Raw genomic sequence first — 16,445 nt, 5'->3', positions numbered from 1 at the left:
GACATGACGGCTACTGGTCAGTAACATGTAGGGTGATCGGCAGCACCGCACTGTCGTGGGCAGTACGTGTGAACACACCAGTCGAGAGGCCGCCATGGGAGTCGTCCAGATCGTCACCGCCGTGATCGCGTTCGCGTACACCGCGTTCGCCATCGGGCTGTTCGTCCGCGCCGGGCTGGGGATGCTCGCGCTCGTCAGGCTCGGGGCGCCGGACCTGACGCGGAAGGGCGAGCGCGGGACGCGGGTGAAGACGATGCTGCGGGAGTCCCTGGGGCACACCAGGATGCTCCAATGGCACTGGGTCGGCCTGGCGCACTGGGCCGTGTTCTTCGGGTTCTTCCTGCTGTTCCCGGCCCTCGCGCAGTCGTACTTCGAGGTCCTCAACCCCCACTGGGCCCTCCCGATCGTGGGCCACTGGGGCCCGTGGCTGCTGTTCTCCGAGATCCTCACGGTGCTCACCGGCCTGGCGATCCTCGGCCTGTTCGCGGTCCGGATGGTGCGGCAGCCGCGTGCGAACAAGGTGCCGCCGCAGGGCACCGCCTCGGACGCCGGGCAGCGGCGCTCCTCGTCGCGGTTCGAGGGCTCCCGGCAGTGGATGGCCTTCTACATCGAGGCCACGATCTTCACGATCGTCCTGTCGCACATGACGATCCGCACGTTCAAACTCGCGCTCGGGGATATCGAGCACGAGTGGACCTCCCCGGTCTCCTCGCTCATCGCGGGCGTGTGGAGCGGCGCCTCCGAGGACGGCCTGCTGACGGCGATCACCCTGGTGGCGCTGCTCGACATCCTCGTGTCGTGGACGTTCTTCCTGATGCTCGCGCTGCACCCGTCGATGGGCATCGGCTGGCACCGGGTGACGGCGTTCTTCAACATCTACTTCAAGCGGAACCCTCAAGCGGTCTCGCTGGGCGCGGCCAAGCCGATGCTCGTCAAGGGCGAGCCGGCGGACTTCGAGCAGGCCGACCCGGAGACGGACCCGTTCGGCGTCAACGTGATCACCGACTTCTCGTGGAAGGGCCTGCTGGACTTCTCCACGTGCACCGAGTGCGGGCGCTGCCAGTCCCAGTGCCCCGCATGGAACACCGGGAAGCCGCTGTCGCCGAAGAAGCTCATCACGGACCTGCGCGACCACCTGTACGAGCAGGCGCCGTACCTGAAGGCCGCGGCCATCGCGAAGGAGCGCGGCACGGACACCGTGGAGATCGAGCCGATCTCGATCATCGGGACGGTCATCGACCCCGACGTGCTGTGGTCGTGCACGACCTGCGGCGCGTGCGTCGAGCAGTGCCCGGTCGACATCGAGCACGTCGACCACATCCTGGACCTGCGCCGCAACATGGTCATGATCGAGTCGGACTTCCCGGCCGAGGCCCAGACGATGCTCCGCAACCTGGAGAACAAGGGCAACCCGTGGGGCGAGAACCCCGCGCAGCGCCTCAAGTGGGCCGAGGGCCTCGACTTCGAGGTGCCGATCGCCGAGGCGGGCGGGGACTTCGAGTACCTGTACTGGGTGGGCTGCGCGGGCGCGTACGACCCGAAGGCGCAGAAGACGTCCCGCGCGGTGGCGACCCTGCTGCACGACGCGGGCGTCAAGTTCGCGGTCCTCGGCGAGGCCGAGACGTGCACGGGCGACTCGGCGCGGCGCATCGGCCACGAGTTCATGTACCAGATGCTCGCCGAGCAGAACGTGGAGACGCTCAACGAGGTCGGCGCGGTGAAGATCGTCGCGACCTGCCCGCACTGCCTGAACACCATCGGCAACGAGTACGAGGACCTCGGCGGCCACTACGAGGTCGTGCACCACACCGAGCTCCTCGGGGACCTCGTGCAGGCCGGGAAGATCACGCCGGTCGAGCAGCACGACGGGAAGCTCACCTACCACGACCCGTGCTACCTGGGCCGCCACAACCGGATCTTCACGCCGCCGCGCGAGCTGCTCGGGACGTTCGCGGAGGTCACCGAGATGCCGCGCAACGCCGAGCGCTCGTTCTGCTGCGGCGCGGGCGGCGCGCGGATGTGGCTGGAGGAGCCGCTCGGCAAGCGCGTCAACCGCGAGCGCGCCGACGAGGCCGTCGCCACGGGCGCGAACACGGTCGCGGTCGGCTGCCCGTTCTGCTCCACGATGCTCCGCGACGGCGTCGCCGACGCGGGCCGCGAGGACGTCGAGGTGATCGACATCGCCCAGCTCCTCGCGAGGAGCCGCGAAGTGAAGGCGGAGAAGGCGGCCGCCGCCCCGGCGGAGTAGGCCGCGACCGAAGACCACCGGAGCGCCGGAAGATCGGAGCGCCGACTGTCGGACCCCCGTGCCACCCTTGGCATCGGGGGTCCTTCGTTTGTCCGTTTTGAAGGCTGGCGCCGGGAAACGCCCGAACCGCTGGTTCGGACTCCGTCCGCTCTACCGCTGGTTCGGACTCCGTCCGAAGTGCTCCCGCAGGAGCGCCGCGGACTCGGCTTCGAGGACGCCGGCGTAGACGTCGGGGTTGTGGTTGAGGCGGGGGTCGCGGACGACGTCCCACAGGGAGCCGACCGCGCCGGTCTTGGGTTCCCAAGCGCCGAAGACGATTTCACCCACCCGGGCGAGCACGGCGGCGCCCGCGCACATCGTGCACGGCTCCAGGGTGACCACGAGGGTGCAGCCTTCGAGCCGCCAGCCGTCGCCGTGGACGGCGGCGGCCGCGCGGAGCGCGAGGACCTCCGCGTGGGCGGTGGGGTCGCCGAGGGCTTCGCGGGCGTTGGCGGCTACCGCGAGCTCGCGGCCGTCGGGGCCGACGACGACGGCGCCGACGGGGAGGTCGGGCCGGGCCGCGGCGGGGGTGCGTTCGGCCTGGCGTGCCGGGCTGCCTGGCCGTGGGTGCGCCTCCGGGCCCGCCGGGAGGCCGGTGCCGCGCGCCGCGTCGAGGGCGCGCCGCATCCAGTGCTCGTGGACCTCGCGGCGGGACTGCATTGCGGGGGCCGGCTAGGCGCCGGTGGCGTCTTCCAGGGCCTCGGTGAACCCGACGGACTTGGCGACCTCGGAGACCACGTCGGAGGGCATCATGCCCTCCTTGGCGCACAGGGCGAGCAGGGTCGAGCCGGGCACGCCCAGGTCGCCCAGGAGGTCCGCCTCGCCGACGGGCTCGGCGTCGAGCTCGGTCGGGCGGGCCGCGATGGACTCCTCGTCCTCGGAGTCGATCTCCTCGGTGTCCTCGGGTTCGAGGTCGCCCAGGAGGGCCTCGCCCAGGCGCGACTGCGACGCGTACTCGGCGTCGGACCCGAAGGTGCGCAGGTCGTCGCCGTTGTCGAGGCGCATCACCGTCAGGTACTCGTCGTCGGCGTCGACGAAGAGCAGCGTGAGGTCGGCGTCAGGGAAAGCCTCACGCATGACCTCGGCCGCGTCCTCGACGTCGGCAACAGCGTCGAGGTCGACCTCCGCGGCCTCCCATTCACCGCCCTCGCGGCCCACGGCCACAGCGAAATACGACACGATCCGTCCCCGTCTTCTCACTCAATGGAACCAGTCGCGCGTGGCGACAGCTCGAACGACCTACTGAAGGATGTGGCGGCCCGCGGTCGATGTAACCACAGGATCCAATCGCCGGTCAGCAAAAGATACAGCTCGCATGAGAGCCCTGCGACCCCAGCGGCAGTCCCTGCGACGGCGGCTACGCCGACCGCAGCTCCGCGGTCACCGTAGCGCGCCAGCGCGGCTGCGGCGACAGCCCCGATCGTACTCGCGGCCAAAGTCACCCAGGCGAAGCCCGCCCCAGTCAGGGGCCCCGTCCCGGATCCCTTGGCGTAGGCCAGGAGCCACAGGAGCACCCACAGGCCGCACAGGGCCGCGCCCGCGGCCACGGGGCCGACTCGGACGGGGTGGGGCTCCCTCCAGACGGGGCGCCCGGTGCGCGCCGGGGGCGCGGCGGGGCCGGTCCAGGAGGTGGGCCCGATGGGTCCCTCATGCATAGGTGACAGGGTACGCAGGGGGAGGCGGCGGCGGGGCGAGCGGCAGCGGCATGACCGGCTGCGCGGGCGGGTCGATGGGGCGCATGACGCCGTCGGGGAAGGCGACGTGGTAGCGGCGGCCGTCCCACAGCGCGGGCGGGGTGCGGGGGTCGCGTCCGGCGTAGGCGGTCCTGGCGGTGTTCATGCGGTGCACGCCTTCGTGGACGGCGGCCTCGCTCCAGGGGGCGCCGATGCCGGCGAGGTCGTACTGCTCGGCGACGTCGTCGGCGGCGCGCTGGAAGTCCTTCATGGCGTCCTCGCCGGGCTTCCCGGCCCAGCGGCGGGCCCAGGCGCGGGCGGAGGAGCGGCGGGAGAAGCTGGCGAGGGACGCGAGTTCGGGGGGCGAGAGCTGCGCGGCGGCGACGAGGGGGGCGAGGGCGGTCTGGGTGCGGCGGGCGTCGGCGGCGCGGAGCCAGAGGGCGGCGCCGACCATGGTGAAGAACAGGGGCGCGAGGAACGCGGGGTAGAGGGCGAACCAGAGCGCGGGGAGGTCGAGGGCGACGCCGAGGACGGAGGAGCCGTTCCAGAGGGCGTGGAGTCCCATGCCGCACAGGAGCATCCCGATGATCCAGGCGGCCTGCTTGCCCTTGCGGCCGGGGAGGCGGGCGGCTCGGCCGAGGCCGATCGCGGAGAGGCCGGTCATGAGGGGGTGGGCGAACATGGTGGCGAGGCCGCGGACGACGACGAGGATGGTGACCTGGGCGATGCCGGCGGCGTCGCCGAGGGCGGCGCCGGAGACGTAGGCGCCGGAGGCGTAGAGGACGTTCTCGGAGACGGCGAAGCCGGCCCCGGCGAGTCCGCAGTAGACGATGGCGTCGAGGGTGCCGGTGAGGTGGCGGCGGGCGGTCCAGTAGACGAGGAGGGGGCCGAGGAGTTTCGCGATCTCCTCGATGACGGGGGCGGAGACGACGGCGGCGAGGTTCTGGTCGAGGCCGCTGCGGTGCAGGAGGTAGGCGGCGCCGGTGTTGACGCCGAGGGCGATGGCGGTGGCGACGCAGGCGCCCCAGCCGAAGCAGAACGCGAGGACGAGCCAGGGGCGGCGGCGGTAGCGGCCGAGCCAGATGAAGGTGCCGACGAGGAGCGGGGCGGGCAGGAGCGCGGCGACGAGGCCGACGGCGGCGGCGCGGGCGCCGGAGCCGTCGACGATGGCCCAGCCGAGGACGGTGAGGCCGCCCGCGAAGAGGAGGGCGACGCCGGTGACGGTGAGGCCGCGGTTGCCGCGGGCCCGGCCCGACCAGGCGAGGGCGGCGCCGGTGATGGCGAGTCCGGCGGCGATGCCGAGGACGGTGATGAGGGTGAGGGCGGCGTCGGAGAGGGCGAGGTTCATCGGGCGCGCTCCCGGTCGGCGTCGGTGCCGGGTCCTTCGGGGTCGTCGGGGTCTTCGCGGATGACGAAGTGGTCGCCGATGCCGGAGACGGCGAGGAGGCGCTTGAGGAAGTCGCCGAGGTTCGCGAGGACGAGGACGGCGCGCGAGCGGGCGGCGGCCCTGGCGAGGATCACGAGGGTGCCGAGGCCGCGCGAGTCGCAGAACGTGACGCCGCGCATGTCGAGCACGACGCGCACGGGGTCGTCCGCGAGCGCGGCGTCGACGGCGCCGGTGAGACGGGGGGCGGTGTGGAGGTCGATTTCGCCGGTCAACGCCACGATCGTCTCGTTCGACTCGCGGTATACCGAGATGTCGAGCTTCTGGTGCACCACGGCACAACCGTAGCCGATTTTCCGCCGGGGCAGGAGGCCCGAGTGCATCACGAACGCGAATCGTTGTCGCGGTTGCAATCCGGGCACGCCGGGTCACGGATTGTCGTACCCCCGAGGGAGGCTTGAATATCGGGGGCCTCGCGCCCCCCGTCATTCCGCGTGCCCGCGAACGGGACGCGCGGTCCGCGCCGGGGCGCCGGGCGGGCTACGGTTCGAACACGCTGCGGCGCGGCGGATTGTCGGACCCGCGAGGGAGGCTTGAGTATCGGGGGAGCTCGCGCCCCCCGCCAGCCGGGGTGCCCGGGAATCGGCAGGGCGGTCAGGCGGCTCCGGGTTCGAGGAGGGCGAGGATGCGTTCGATCTCGGGGTCGGTGTCGCGGCCCTCCTGCCAGGCGGCGAGGGCGTCGCGGGCGAGGTCGAGGCGGTGGGTGAGGTGGCCTTCGCGTTCGCGGAGGTCCTTGGTGCGCTCGGAGGTCTGGCGGAGGGCCTGGCCCTGCGCCCACAGGTCGATGAACACCTTGACCTTGGTGCGGAGCATCCACGGGTCGAACGGCTTCGTGATGTAGTCGACGGCGCCGACGGAGTAGCCGCGCATCGCCAGGTGCGCGTCGCGGTCGGCGGCGGTGAGGAAGATGATCGGGGTGTGGCGGGTCTTCTCGCGCTGCTTGATGTGGCGGGCGGTCTCGAAGCCGTCCATGCCGGGCATCTGCGCGTCGAGGAGGATCGCCGCGTAGTCCTCGGAGAGCAGCCGCTTGAGCGCCTCCTCCCCGGAGGTGACCGCGATCGTGTTCACGGGCAGCCCTTGGAGGATCGCCTCAAGGGCGAGGAGGTTCTCGGACCTGTCGTCAACGAGCAGGACGCGGGCGGTGCTCATGCGGTGCCTCCAGAGGTCGGTTCGCCATTGTCGCGCCCGGCGCCGCGGCGGCGGCCCGCGGGTGCCGCGCCGTGTGCGCCGCCCCGCCCCGCGCCGTTCGAGCCGATCCAGTGGGACATGGTGTCCAGCAGCAGGTCGAGGTCCACGGGCTTGGTGAGGTACGCGCTCGCGCCGGCCTCCACGGACTGCTCCCGCTGCTCGGCGAGCGCCTGCGCCGTGAGGAACACGATCGGCAGGTCCGCGAACTGCGGCATGCGCCGGATCACGCGCGTGGTCTCGTTGCCGTCCATGCCCGGCATCATCGAGTCCATGAGGACGATGTCGATGCCCGGGTGCTGCTGGAGCGCGTCGATGCCGTCGGCGCCGTTCTCGGCGTAGTGGACGTCGATGCCGTGCAGCTCCAGGGCCGCGGTCAGCGCGAACACGTTCCGGATGTCGTCGTCGACGATGAGGACCGTGGTCCCCTCCAGGTGCTGCGCCGCCGCGGACGAGGACGGCGTCTCGGGGGCGCCGGTGAGGATCCCGGGCTCCACCACCGGGACGGGGAGCTCGGCGGGGACGAGCGGCAGCTCGCCGTCGGCGTCGATCTCCACGGGCACCACGAACGTGAACTTGGAGCCGTGGTCGCCGGTGTGCTCGATGAACACGTCGCCGCCGAGGGCGTTCGACAGGGACTTGGAGATCGACAGGCCCAGGCCGGTGCCGCCGAAGTTGCGGCGGGTCGTGCCGTCGGCCTGCTGGAACGGCTCGAAAATGATCGACTTCTTCGCCTCGGCGACGCCGATGCCGGTGTCGATGACGCTCAAGGCGATCCGCTCGGCGGCGGCGTTCAGGTGCGGAGCGTCGAAGCGGAGGTCCGCGGGGACGCGGCGCACCGCGAGCGTCACGGACCCGACGCGCGTGAACTTCACCGCGTTCGACAGCAGGTTGCGCAGGACCTGCTGGAACTTCTGCCCGTCGGTCTGCATGAGCTGCGGCACGCCCGTGCCGACGTCCACGTTGAACTCCAGGCCCTTGTCCTCGGCCTGGGGCCGGAACGCGGCCTCGATGTCGCCGAGGACCTCCGCGAGGTCCACCGGGTGCACGGACACGACCATGCGCCCGGCCTCGATCTTCGACAGGTCGAGGATGTCGTCGATGAGGGTGAGCAGGTCGGTGCCGGCGTTGTAGATGGTGCGCGCGAACTCGACCTGCCGCTCCGAGAGGTTCCCGTCGGTGTTCTCCGACAGGAGCCTGGCGAGCAGCAGCAGCGAGTTCAGCGGGGTGCGCAGCTCGTGCGAGACGTTCGCGAGGAACTCCGACTTGTACTTCGAGGCCTGCGCGAGCTGGTCGGCCTTCTCCTCGATGTCCTTGCGGGCGGTCTCGACCTCCTCGTTCTTCAGCTCGATGGCCTTGTTCTGCGCCGACAGCAGCTGCGCCTTCTCCTCCAGCTCGACGTTGGTCTCCTGGAGCCGGTTCGACTGGGCGCGCAGCTCCTGCGCCATCCGCTGCGACTCGCGCAGCAGCACCTCGGTGCGGGCGTTGCCCTCGATGGTGGCGAGGGTGACGCCGACGTTCGGCGCGAGCGCGTCGAGGAACCGCTTGTGGAGCCCGGAGTAGGTGTTGAACGAGGCGAACTCGATGACGCCGCGGACCTTGTCGCCGAACTGGACGGGCAGGATGATCAGGTCGGTCGGGGTGGCCTGCCCGAGCCCGGAGGAGATCTCCAGGTAGCCCTCGGGGATGTCGTGCAGGTGGATGGTCCGCTTGGAGGCGGCGGCCTGCCCGACCATGCCCTCGTTGTCCTCGATGAGCTTCTTCTCGCCGGGGTTGGGGTGCCCGTACACGGCATTGAGCCGGTACGTGACGTGCCCGGCGACGTCCTCGTGGCGCACGTAGAACGTCGAGGTCTGCGCGTCGATGAGCGGCGTGACCTCGTCGAGGACCATCCGCGTGACCTCCTCGACGCCGCGGCGTCCCTGGAGGAGCGAGGAGATCCGCGCCAGGTTCGAGTTGAGCCAGTCCGCGTCGGTGTTCTGGCGGGTCTTGTCGCGCAGCGCGGTGATCATCTGGTTGATCGACTCGGTGAGGTCGGCGATCTCGCCCGCGGCCTCGAAGTCCACCGACTGGGTGAGGTCGCCGCGGGCCACGGCGTGGGCGACGTTCGCGATGGCGCGCAGCTGGAGCGTCAGGGTCGCGGCCAGGGAGTTCACGTTGCGGGTCAGGGCGAGCCAGGTGCCGGAGACCCCGGCGACCTCGGCCTGCCCGCCGAGGTTCCCCTCGACGCCGACCTCGCGGGCGACGCGCGTGACCTCCGTGGCGAAGCTCGACAGCTGGTCCACCATCGTGTTCACGGTGTTCTTCATCTCCAGGAACTCGCCCTGGGCGTCGACGGTGATCTGCTGGTTCAGGTCGCCGCGGGCGACCGCGGTGGTGACCTCCGCGATGTTGCGGACCTGGAGCGTCAGGTTCGTCGCCATCGAGTTGACGTTGTCGGTGAGGTCCTTCCACGTGCCCGAGACGCCCGCGACGTTCGCCTGCCCGCCGAGCTGGCCCTCGGTGCCGACCTCGCGCGCGACGCGCGTGACCTCGTCGGCGAACGACGAGAGCCGGTCGACCATCGCGTTCATCGTCGACTTCAGCTCCAGCATCTCGCCCTGCGCGTCGACGGTGATCTGGCGGCTCAGGTCGCCGCGGGCGATGGCGCTCGCCACCGAGGAGATGTTCCGCACCTGGCTGGTCAGGTTGGAGGCCATGGAGTTCACGTTGTCGGTGAGCGCCTCCCAGATCCCGGAGACCCCTTGCACGTTCGCCTGGCCGCCGAGCTTCCCGTCGGTGCCGACCTCGCGGGCCACACGGGTGACCTCGTCGGCGAACTGGGACAGCTGCGCCACCATCGAGTTCATCGTGGACTTCAGTTCGAGCATCTCGCCCTGGGCGTCCACGGTGATCTGCCGGTTCAGGTCGCCGGAGGCGACCGCGGAGGCCACCGACGAGATGTTCCGCACCTGGCTCGTCAGGTTCGCGGCCATGAGGTTGACGTTCTCGGTGAGGTCCTTCCACGTGCCCGAGACGCCCGGCACGTCCGCCTGGCCGCCCAGTCGGCCTTGTGATCCGACTTCACGGGCCACACGGGTGACTTCGTCGGCGAACCGCGACAGCTGGTCGACCATCGTGTTCACGGTCATCTTGACCTCGGCGACCTCGCCCTTGGCGTCGACGGTCATCTTCTGCCCCAGGTCGCCCGCGGCGACGGCGCTGGTGACCTTCGCGATGTTGCGGACCTGCTCGGTGAGGTTCGCGGCGAGCTGGTTCACGTTCTGCGTCAGGTCGCGCCAGGTCCCGGAGACCCCGAACACCTGCGCCTGCCCGCCGAGGCGCCCCTCGGTGCCGACCTCGCGCGCGACGCGCGTGACCTCGTCGGCGAAGTTCGACAGCTGGTCGACCATCGTGTTGACGGTGGTCTTGAGTTCGAGGATCTCGCCCTGCGCGGACACGGCGATCTTCTGGTTCAGGTCGCCGCGCGCGACCGCGCCGGTGACCTTCGCGATGTCGCGGACCTGGTCGGTGAGGCTGGAGGCCATGTCGTTCACCGACTCGGTGAGGTCCTTCCACGTGCCCGAGACGCCCGGCACGTCCGCCTGGCCGCCCAGGCGCCCCTCGGTGCCGACCTCGCGCGCCACGCGCGTGACCTCGCCCGCGAACACCTGGAGGGTCTCGGTGAGGGAGTTGATGGTGTCGGCGAGCTCGGCGACCTCGCCGGAGGCCTTGACGGTGATCTTCTGGTTCAGGTCGCCCGAGGCGATCGCCTGCGTCACCGTCGAGATCGACCGCACCTGCTCGGTCAGGTTCGACGCCATGGTGTTCACCGCATCCGTCAGCGACCGCCACGTGCCCGAGACGCCCTGGACGTCGGCCTGCCCGCCGAGCTGGCCCTCAGTGCCCACCTCGCGCGCGACACGCGTGACTTCGCCGGCGAAGGACCGCAGCAGCCCGACCATGCGGTTGACGGTCTCGCCGAGGCGCCGGAACTCGCCGCGCAGCTGCGTCCCGTCGATCTCCAGGGCCGCCTCCTGCGACAGGTCGCCCGCGGCGACCGCCTCCAGGACCCGCCCCAGCTCGGTCGTGGGCCGCACCAGGTCCTCGACGAGCCGGTTGACGCTCGCGGCGCCCTCGGACCAGCCGCCGTCGAGGTGCTCGATGACGAGCCGGTGGTTCCACGACCCCTCCTGGCCCACCGCGCGGGCGATGAGCGCGAGGTCGCGGGTCTGCCGGTCGGCCTGCTCGACCACGGCGTTGAACCGGTCGACGACCTCCCCGGCCAGGCCCTCCCCGCGCGGCAGACGCACCGAGAAGTCGCCCCGCTCGACGGCGCCCAGCGCATCGGCCAGGCTCCTGAGCAGGTCGGACTCGTCGGTCGGGTTCGCTGTACGGGAAACGGTGTCCGTCATGGCATGGTTCCTCAGCTGCGGAGACAGGCGGCCCTTCCAGGGTGTCACAACCGGGGGGCAAACGTGAAGGCAGGTTACTCAGGGGGAGGTATCCGGTCACGACACGTCACGTGAAGAAATGCGTCGGTTACACGCAACCGTAATCCACTGAGGCACGTGTCAACCTGTACAGCGCTGCCGTGGAGGGCCCGCTCCCCACCGGGGGGACCCGGCGCCGCGTCCCGGTGAAGCGCCGCATAGGAGGCTCATGTCACCCGCCAACAGGACCGGCCTGCGCCTCGCCGCGGCCGGAACCGCCGCAGCGCTCGCCCTCGCGGCCGGCGCACCCGCATTCGCCCAGGACGAGACCGCGCAGGCCCCCTCGGGCCCCGCCGGAACCGAGAGTACCGCGGCCGACAGCACCGAGAACGAGGCCACAGAGGCCGAGGAGCGGCAGGACCCCGAGGGGCCCGCGGAGGCGCCCGGCCCGCAGGCCTGGTCGCACGGCGCGGTCTACAGGTACGCCGACCAGCACATCGAGGGCGCGAACATGGGCACGGCCGTTACGGCCCGGCCCGAGTTCATGGTCGACGAGGCGGCCCCGGACCCGGAGCTGACCGCCGCGACGATCCTCGTGTTCACCGCCACGGTCGACCGCGACGACCTGCTCCTGCACGACGAGCGCAACCCCACCTACAACGGCTACCCCGCCCCCGGGTACGACAACTGCACCGTCTGGGAGTGGGGCGCGACCTGCATCCTGACCGACTTCGCGCCCGAGGCGGGCCAGGCCTACACTCCCTCTGAGGCGACCCCGCTGACGTTCGAGATCACCGGCGAGGTGACCGCCGCCGACGCCGCCCCCTACCACGCGGTCGACGTCGACGCCGCAGGCCTGGAGGCGGCCCTCGCCGAACCGGGCGCGCACTACGACCTCGACGGGGACGACCGGTTCTCGCTCGTGGAGACCGACGGCTCCGGCATCTGGCACTCCGGGTACGGCATGTTCCTCTTCGAGTCCGATCCGGTCCGGCCCGAACTCCCCACCGAGGAGGAGCCGGCACTCCCGGTAACCGGCGGCTCCGCCACCGTCCTGGTCTCCTCGGCGGCCGCCGCGCTGCTCGCGGGCGCCGTGGTGTCCGCGGTCTTCCGCCGCCGCAGGACCGCCGGGAACTGGGAGTAGCCCGACCGCCTCCGAACGCTCCCGAGACATGGTGTCGCGTTGCGGCCCAAGGTGTCCGAAGCGGCACCGGAACGACGGCCGCCCCGGTCGGTGCCCGACCGGGGCGGCCGTTGCGCCACCCGGTGCAGCGGCAGGTAGACGGCCCCGAACGGGTGCGGCGGGCGCATGGGCGACGGGCATAGACTGGCCCGGTGACGTACCCCGAGAGGGCCGCCCGTCGGCTGCGGCTGCCGGCCGACGACCGCTCCCCCGCCGCAGCCCGCGCCGCCGTGCGCGCGGTCCTCGCCGAGGCCGGGCTCACCGAGCTGCTCGACGAGACCCTGCTGCTCACCACCGAACTCGCGACGAACGGCGTCGTCCACGCCGGGACCGACATCAACCTGACCGTCGCCGCCGACTCGATCGGCGTGCGCGTCACCGTCACCGACTACCGCTCCGGCGGCATCGACCCGCTCGACACCGCCATGCCCGAGGTCACCGCGGAAGGCGGACGCGGCCTGCTCCTGGTCGACCGGTTCGCGTCCTCGTGGGGGACCACCCACGACCAGACCGGCAAGTCGATCTGGTTCCGCATCGACCGCGACCCGGACGCGCCCCCGGCGCCGCGCCCGGCCCCCGACGACGGCGGCGAGAGCGAACCCGACCTGGGGCAGCTCGCCGCGCTCCTCACCGTCGCCCCCGCGCTCCAGTCCCGCCTCCCGGTCGACCAGATCGTCACCGAGCTGCTCGCCCGCTGCCACGACGCGACCGGCGCCGACGGCGGCGCCATCGAGTACGACGCCGGGGACGGCACCGGCGCGCAGGTCATCGCCAAGTTCGGGGACGTCGGCGCGCCCGCGGTCACCGCCTCGCTGCCGCTCACCGCGCCCGCGAACGGCCGCCTCGTCCTCGCCGGGGACCCGAAGCCGTCGTGGCGGCCCCTCGCCGACCTCGTTGCCGAGCGCGTCGCCCTCGCCGTCCAGATCGACCGGATGCGCACCGACGAGCAGCGCCGCTCCGGGTGGCTCACGTACCTCGCCGAGGCCGGGGAGCTCCTCGCGCACTCCCTCGAAGAGCACCTCACCGTCGCGCTCATCCCGCAGCTCGTCGTCCCCCAGCTGGGCCGGTGGGCCGCCGTCAGCCTCACCGGCGACGGCGCGGGCCTGCGCCTCGCCGCCCTCACCCACGTCGAGGAAGGCGAGCTGGAGCACCTGCGCGCCCGCCTCGAAGCCGCCGCCGAGCCGCTCGGCGCCGCGCTCACCACCGACGGGTGGACCGGCATGGAGCTGCCCGTCCCCCGCGGCCTCGACGCGATCGCCGTGCCCCTGTCGGCGCGGGGCGCGACCATCGGCGTCCTCACCGTCGGCCGCCACGCCGACCGGCACCACTCCTCCGAGGAGCGCGCCGTCATCGCCGACCTCGCGAAGCGCTCCGCGCTCGCCCTCGACAACGCCCGCATCCACGCCGAGCGCCAGGCCGTCGCCCACGAGCTCCAGGCCGCGCTCATGCCCGGGTCGCTCCCCGACGTCGCCGGGGTCTCCTTCGCCGCCGAGTACCTGCCCGCGACCGCCCGGCGCCTGCCCGGGTCCGGGCCCGGGCCCATCGTCGGCACCGAGGTCGGCGGCGACTTCTACGACGCCACCGAGCTGCCCGACCACCGGCTGTGGGTCGCGATCGGCGACGTGTGCGGGAAGGGCGCGCAGGCCGCGGCCGTCACCGGCGTCGTCCGGGACGTGCTGCGGGTCATGGCCCGCGACGGCCGCCCGCTCCCGCGCGCCCTCGAACTGCTCAACGCGACGCTCCTGGAGCAGCCCGGGGACCTCCGCTACGCGACCATCGCCTCCGCGCTCCTCGACCGCGACCGGGCCGGGTCGGTCACCGCGACGCTGTGCCTGTCCGGGCACGAGCGGCCGCTGCTGCTGCGCGCCGCCGGGGGCATCGAGTGGGTCGGGCGCGAAGGGACCGCGGTCGGCCTGTTCCCCGACGTGAAGGTGAACCCCGAGGACGTGCGCCTCGACGCGGGCGACGCGCTCGTGTTCTTCACCGACGGCGTCACCGAGCGCCGCGACGGCGCCGCCATGTTCGGCCACGAGCGCATCGAGCGGGCCGTGCGCGGCGCCGCGGGCAAGAGCGCCCGCCAGATCGCCACGGCGCTCCTGGAGGCCGTCGAGGCGTTCTCCCCCGAGTCCCCCCGCGACGACATCGCCATCCTCGTCGTCCGCTGCGACCCCGAGTAGGCCCGAGTCCCAAGGCACGGAAAAGGCCCCGCGGCCGGAGCCGCGGGGCCTGAAGACCGTCGGACCCCTAGTGCAGGATCGTCGTGGCGCCGTAGTACGAGTTGCCGTGGTCGATCGACACGACCTTCACGTACGTGGAGGAGTTCGGGGCGTGCACGATCAGGCCGTTGCCGATGTACATGCCGACGTGCGCCAGGTTGTTGTAGAAGACCAGGTCGCCCGGTTGGAGCTCGTCGCGGCTGATGCTCGCGGTCTGGCTGTACTGGGCGGCGGCGTTGTGCGGCAGGTTGATGCCGATCTGCGCGTACGCGCCGAGGATGAGGCCCGAGCAGTCCCAGTTGTCGGGCCCGGCGGCGCCCCACACGTACCAGTCGCCGCGCTGCGCGAGCGCGTAGTTGACGACCGTGAGCTGGTCGTCGGTCATGTGCGGGAGGTCAAACTCGTTGACGGCGTCGCCGGCGACGGTCTGCCACTCCTCGTTGAGCTCGTCGATTCGCTCGGTGAGCTCGTCGGCCTTGACCTCAAGGGCCTCCTTGTCGGTGGCCATGTCGGCCTGGAGGTCGTTGAGGAGGTCGAGCTGCGTCGTGTACTCCTCGGAGGCGGCGCGCAGCTCGTCCATCAGCTCGAAGTTGTACAGGTTCGCCGAGTTCAGGCGGTCCATGCGCTCCACGAACGCGTCGGGGGAGCCCGAGTCGAGCAGCATCGCCGCGTCCCCGATCCCCTGGTCCACGTACGCCGACTGGATGTACGCGGAGAGCTGGTCGCGCAGGGAGTCCAGGTTCGTCTCGGCGTCTTCGAGGTAGACCTCGGTCTCCTCGATGAGGTGCTCGTTGTCCTCGATCTCCTGCACCAGCTGGTTGTACTCGTCGACGGCGGCGGCGAGGTCCTCGTCGGTCTGCTCGATCTCGTCGTTGACGTCGCCGGTGTCGCGCTGCGCGAACGCGGGCGCGGAGGCGGCGGTGGAGACCAGGAGCCCGCCGATCACGGCGGCGGAAGTCCACTTGCGGCGGACGGACGAGTGCTTCACGAGGAGGGTGCTCCTTCGGGATTCGGGAGGTCGGGAGGCGACCGGGGCTACCGAGGGCGGGGCCGGCCGCGCGGCGGCCCGGCGAGGCCAGACATGAGCCTAGCGCGGCCGTTTCGCCGCCGGAAGACCCCGGTAGTGACAAATTCGCAGCGTAACGGCACTCCCACCGGAGGTGTGTCGCTCCTGTGAGTTGCCTGGGAATTGCTACGATGGGGCCATGGCCTTCACGTCGTGTCCCCGTCGCCGCTGTCACCAGCGCTGACCCGCCCCCGGGCGGCTCGGCGCGCCCAGACACCGACAACCGTTCCGACGCACCGAAGGTCCATTCCGCACATGCGCACGCCCGCCATGATCTCCGCCGCACCCGCCGTCCTCGGCACCGACCGCCTCGAAGCGCTCGCCGGGTTCTACGCCGCGAACCTCACCCTCAACCCCCGCTTCACCAAGGCCAGCCGCTGGGCCCGCCGCGTCCTCGCCGGACCCGACCACGAGGCATGGCTCCTCGCCTGGCTCCCCGGCCAGGGCACCGAACTCCACGACCACGGCGGCGTCGCCCGCCCCGCCGCCGCAGCGGTCGCCGTCGTCTCCGGCCGCCTCACCGAGTACACCGTCACCCCCGGCGACTTCCCCGGCCTCCGCCGCCAGCCACTTGAGGCAGGAGACGTCACCGCCGTCGACGACCGCACCGTCCACGCCATGCGCAACGACTCCCCCGAACCCGCCGTCAGCCTCCACGTCTACTCGCCCGGCCTCGAAGCGATGCGCACCTACCTCCTCGACGAAACCGGCCTCGCCCCCTCCCGCATCAAACGCGCAGGCGAAGACTGGTAGCGCCCGAAGCGCATGCCAACAGGCGGGGGGCGCGAGCTCCCCCGATATTCAAGCCTCCCTCGGAGGTACGACAACCCGCCCGACCGCCCGGTGTTCGAGCCGTAGCCCGCCCGCACGGCCGCGACCCCGTAGCCGCTCGCGGCCTGTGTGTGGGCACCCCAGTTGGCGGGGGGCGCGAGCACCCCCGATACTCAAGCCTCCCTCGCGGGTCCGACACTCCCGCAGC

Annotated in this window: 11 protein-coding genes; 4 read left to right on the top strand and 7 right to left on the bottom strand. The window is 71.8% G+C overall.

Features of this window, described 5'->3' with window-relative positions; all coding sequences use genetic code 11:
• Positions 1 to 94: 94 nt before the first annotated feature.
• Positions 95 to 2,248 (top strand): (Fe-S)-binding protein, encoded by a 2,154-nt coding sequence (locus WA640_RS18780; RefSeq protein ID WP_335989601.1) that lies wholly within the window; start codon positions 95 to 97, stop codon positions 2,246 to 2,248.
• 150 nt (positions 2,249 to 2,398) lie between these two features.
• Here WA640_RS18780 and WA640_RS18775 read toward each other — a convergent pair whose 3' ends face one another.
• From WA640_RS18775 to WA640_RS18750, 6 genes are all read right to left on the bottom strand, one after another.
• The gene (locus WA640_RS18775) at positions 2,399 to 2,947 is read right to left on the bottom strand and encodes a nucleoside deaminase (RefSeq protein ID WP_335989598.1); all 549 of its coding nucleotides are present in this window, start codon (positions 2,945 to 2,947) and stop codon (positions 2,399 to 2,401) included.
• Between the two features lie 12 nt (positions 2,948 to 2,959).
• Positions 2,960 to 3,466 carry a tRNA adenosine deaminase-associated protein gene (locus WA640_RS18770; RefSeq protein ID WP_106364316.1) on the bottom strand — a complete coding sequence of 169 codons (507 nt, stop codon included), beginning with the start codon at positions 3,464 to 3,466 and terminating at the stop codon, positions 2,960 to 2,962.
• A 468-nt stretch (positions 3,467 to 3,934) separates the two neighbouring features.
• Positions 3,935 to 5,308 carry a PrsW family intramembrane metalloprotease gene (locus WA640_RS18765; protein ID WP_335989595.1) on the bottom strand — a complete coding sequence of 458 codons (1,374 nt, stop codon included), beginning with the start codon at positions 5,306 to 5,308 and terminating at the stop codon, positions 3,935 to 3,937.
• Positions 5,305 to 5,679: an STAS domain-containing protein gene (locus WA640_RS18760; protein WP_335989592.1), complete on the bottom strand. Its 375-nt coding sequence runs from the start codon at positions 5,677 to 5,679 to the stop codon at positions 5,305 to 5,307. Before WA640_RS18760 ends, WA640_RS18765 begins: the two co-directional genes overlap by 4 nt.
• Positions 5,680 to 5,998: 319 nt before the next feature.
• Positions 5,999 to 6,553: a response regulator gene (locus WA640_RS18755; RefSeq protein WP_106364320.1), complete on the bottom strand. Its 555-nt coding sequence runs from the start codon at positions 6,551 to 6,553 to the stop codon at positions 5,999 to 6,001.
• Complete coding sequence (locus WA640_RS18750; RefSeq protein ID WP_106364321.1) at positions 6,550 to 10,983, bottom strand: HAMP domain-containing protein; 4,434 nt, start codon at positions 10,981 to 10,983, stop codon at positions 6,550 to 6,552. Before WA640_RS18750 ends, WA640_RS18755 begins: the two co-directional genes overlap by 4 nt.
• Before the next feature lie 247 nt (positions 10,984 to 11,230).
• On the opposite strand from WA640_RS18750, the gene WA640_RS18745 reads away from it, so the two are divergent.
• Both WA640_RS18745 and WA640_RS18740 read left to right on the top strand, forming a co-directional pair.
• Positions 11,231 to 12,145, top strand: a complete 915-nt coding sequence (locus WA640_RS18745) for an LPXTG cell wall anchor domain-containing protein (RefSeq protein ID WP_335989588.1) — start codon at positions 11,231 to 11,233, stop codon at positions 12,143 to 12,145.
• A gap of 191 nt (positions 12,146 to 12,336) precedes the next feature.
• Positions 12,337 to 14,361, top strand: coding sequence for a SpoIIE family protein phosphatase (locus WA640_RS18740; protein ID WP_335989585.1), 2,025 nt, complete (start codon positions 12,337 to 12,339; stop codon positions 14,359 to 14,361).
• A gap of 67 nt (positions 14,362 to 14,428) precedes the next feature.
• Here the strand turns inward: WA640_RS18740 and WA640_RS18735 are convergent, their stop codons facing one another.
• Positions 14,429 to 15,388 (bottom strand): C40 family peptidase, encoded by a 960-nt coding sequence (locus WA640_RS18735; RefSeq protein ID WP_335989582.1) that lies wholly within the window; start codon positions 15,386 to 15,388, stop codon positions 14,429 to 14,431.
• Positions 15,389 to 15,721: 333 nt separating this feature from the next.
• Between WA640_RS18735 and WA640_RS18730 the strand changes: the two genes are divergently transcribed.
• Positions 15,722 to 16,219 (top strand): cysteine dioxygenase, encoded by a 498-nt coding sequence (locus WA640_RS18730; RefSeq protein WP_335989580.1) that lies wholly within the window; start codon positions 15,722 to 15,724, stop codon positions 16,217 to 16,219.
• The last annotated feature ends 226 nt before the right edge of the window (positions 16,220 to 16,445 follow it).

The sequence above is a fragment of the Glycomyces sp. MUSA5-2 genome (genome assembly GCF_037034145.1).
GTDB lineage: Bacteria > Actinomycetota > Actinomycetes > Mycobacteriales > Micromonosporaceae > Glycomyces > Glycomyces artemisiae.
Note: the sequence above shows the minus strand (reverse complement) of the source record. Positions and strands in the feature narration are given on the sequence as shown.

Coding starts and splice junctions, on each gene's coding strand:
- WA640_RS18780 (WP_335989601.1), top strand. CDS start 95: ATGGGAGTCGTCCAGATCGTCACCGCCGTGATCGCGTTCGCGTACACC.
- WA640_RS18775 (WP_335989598.1), bottom strand. CDS start 2,947: ATGCAGTCCCGCCGCGAGGTCCACGAGCACTGGATGCGGCGCGCCCTC.
- WA640_RS18765 (WP_335989595.1), bottom strand. CDS start 5,308: ATGAACCTCGCCCTCTCCGACGCCGCCCTCACCCTCATCACCGTCCTC.
- WA640_RS18755 (WP_106364320.1), bottom strand. CDS start 6,553: ATGAGCACCGCCCGCGTCCTGCTCGTTGACGACAGGTCCGAGAACCTC.
- WA640_RS18750 (WP_106364321.1), bottom strand. CDS start 10,983: ATGACGGACACCGTTTCCCGTACAGCGAACCCGACCGACGAGTCCGAC.
- WA640_RS18745 (WP_335989588.1), top strand. CDS start 11,231: ATGTCACCCGCCAACAGGACCGGCCTGCGCCTCGCCGCGGCCGGAACC.
- WA640_RS18730 (WP_335989580.1), top strand. CDS start 15,722: ATGCGCACGCCCGCCATGATCTCCGCCGCACCCGCCGTCCTCGGCACC.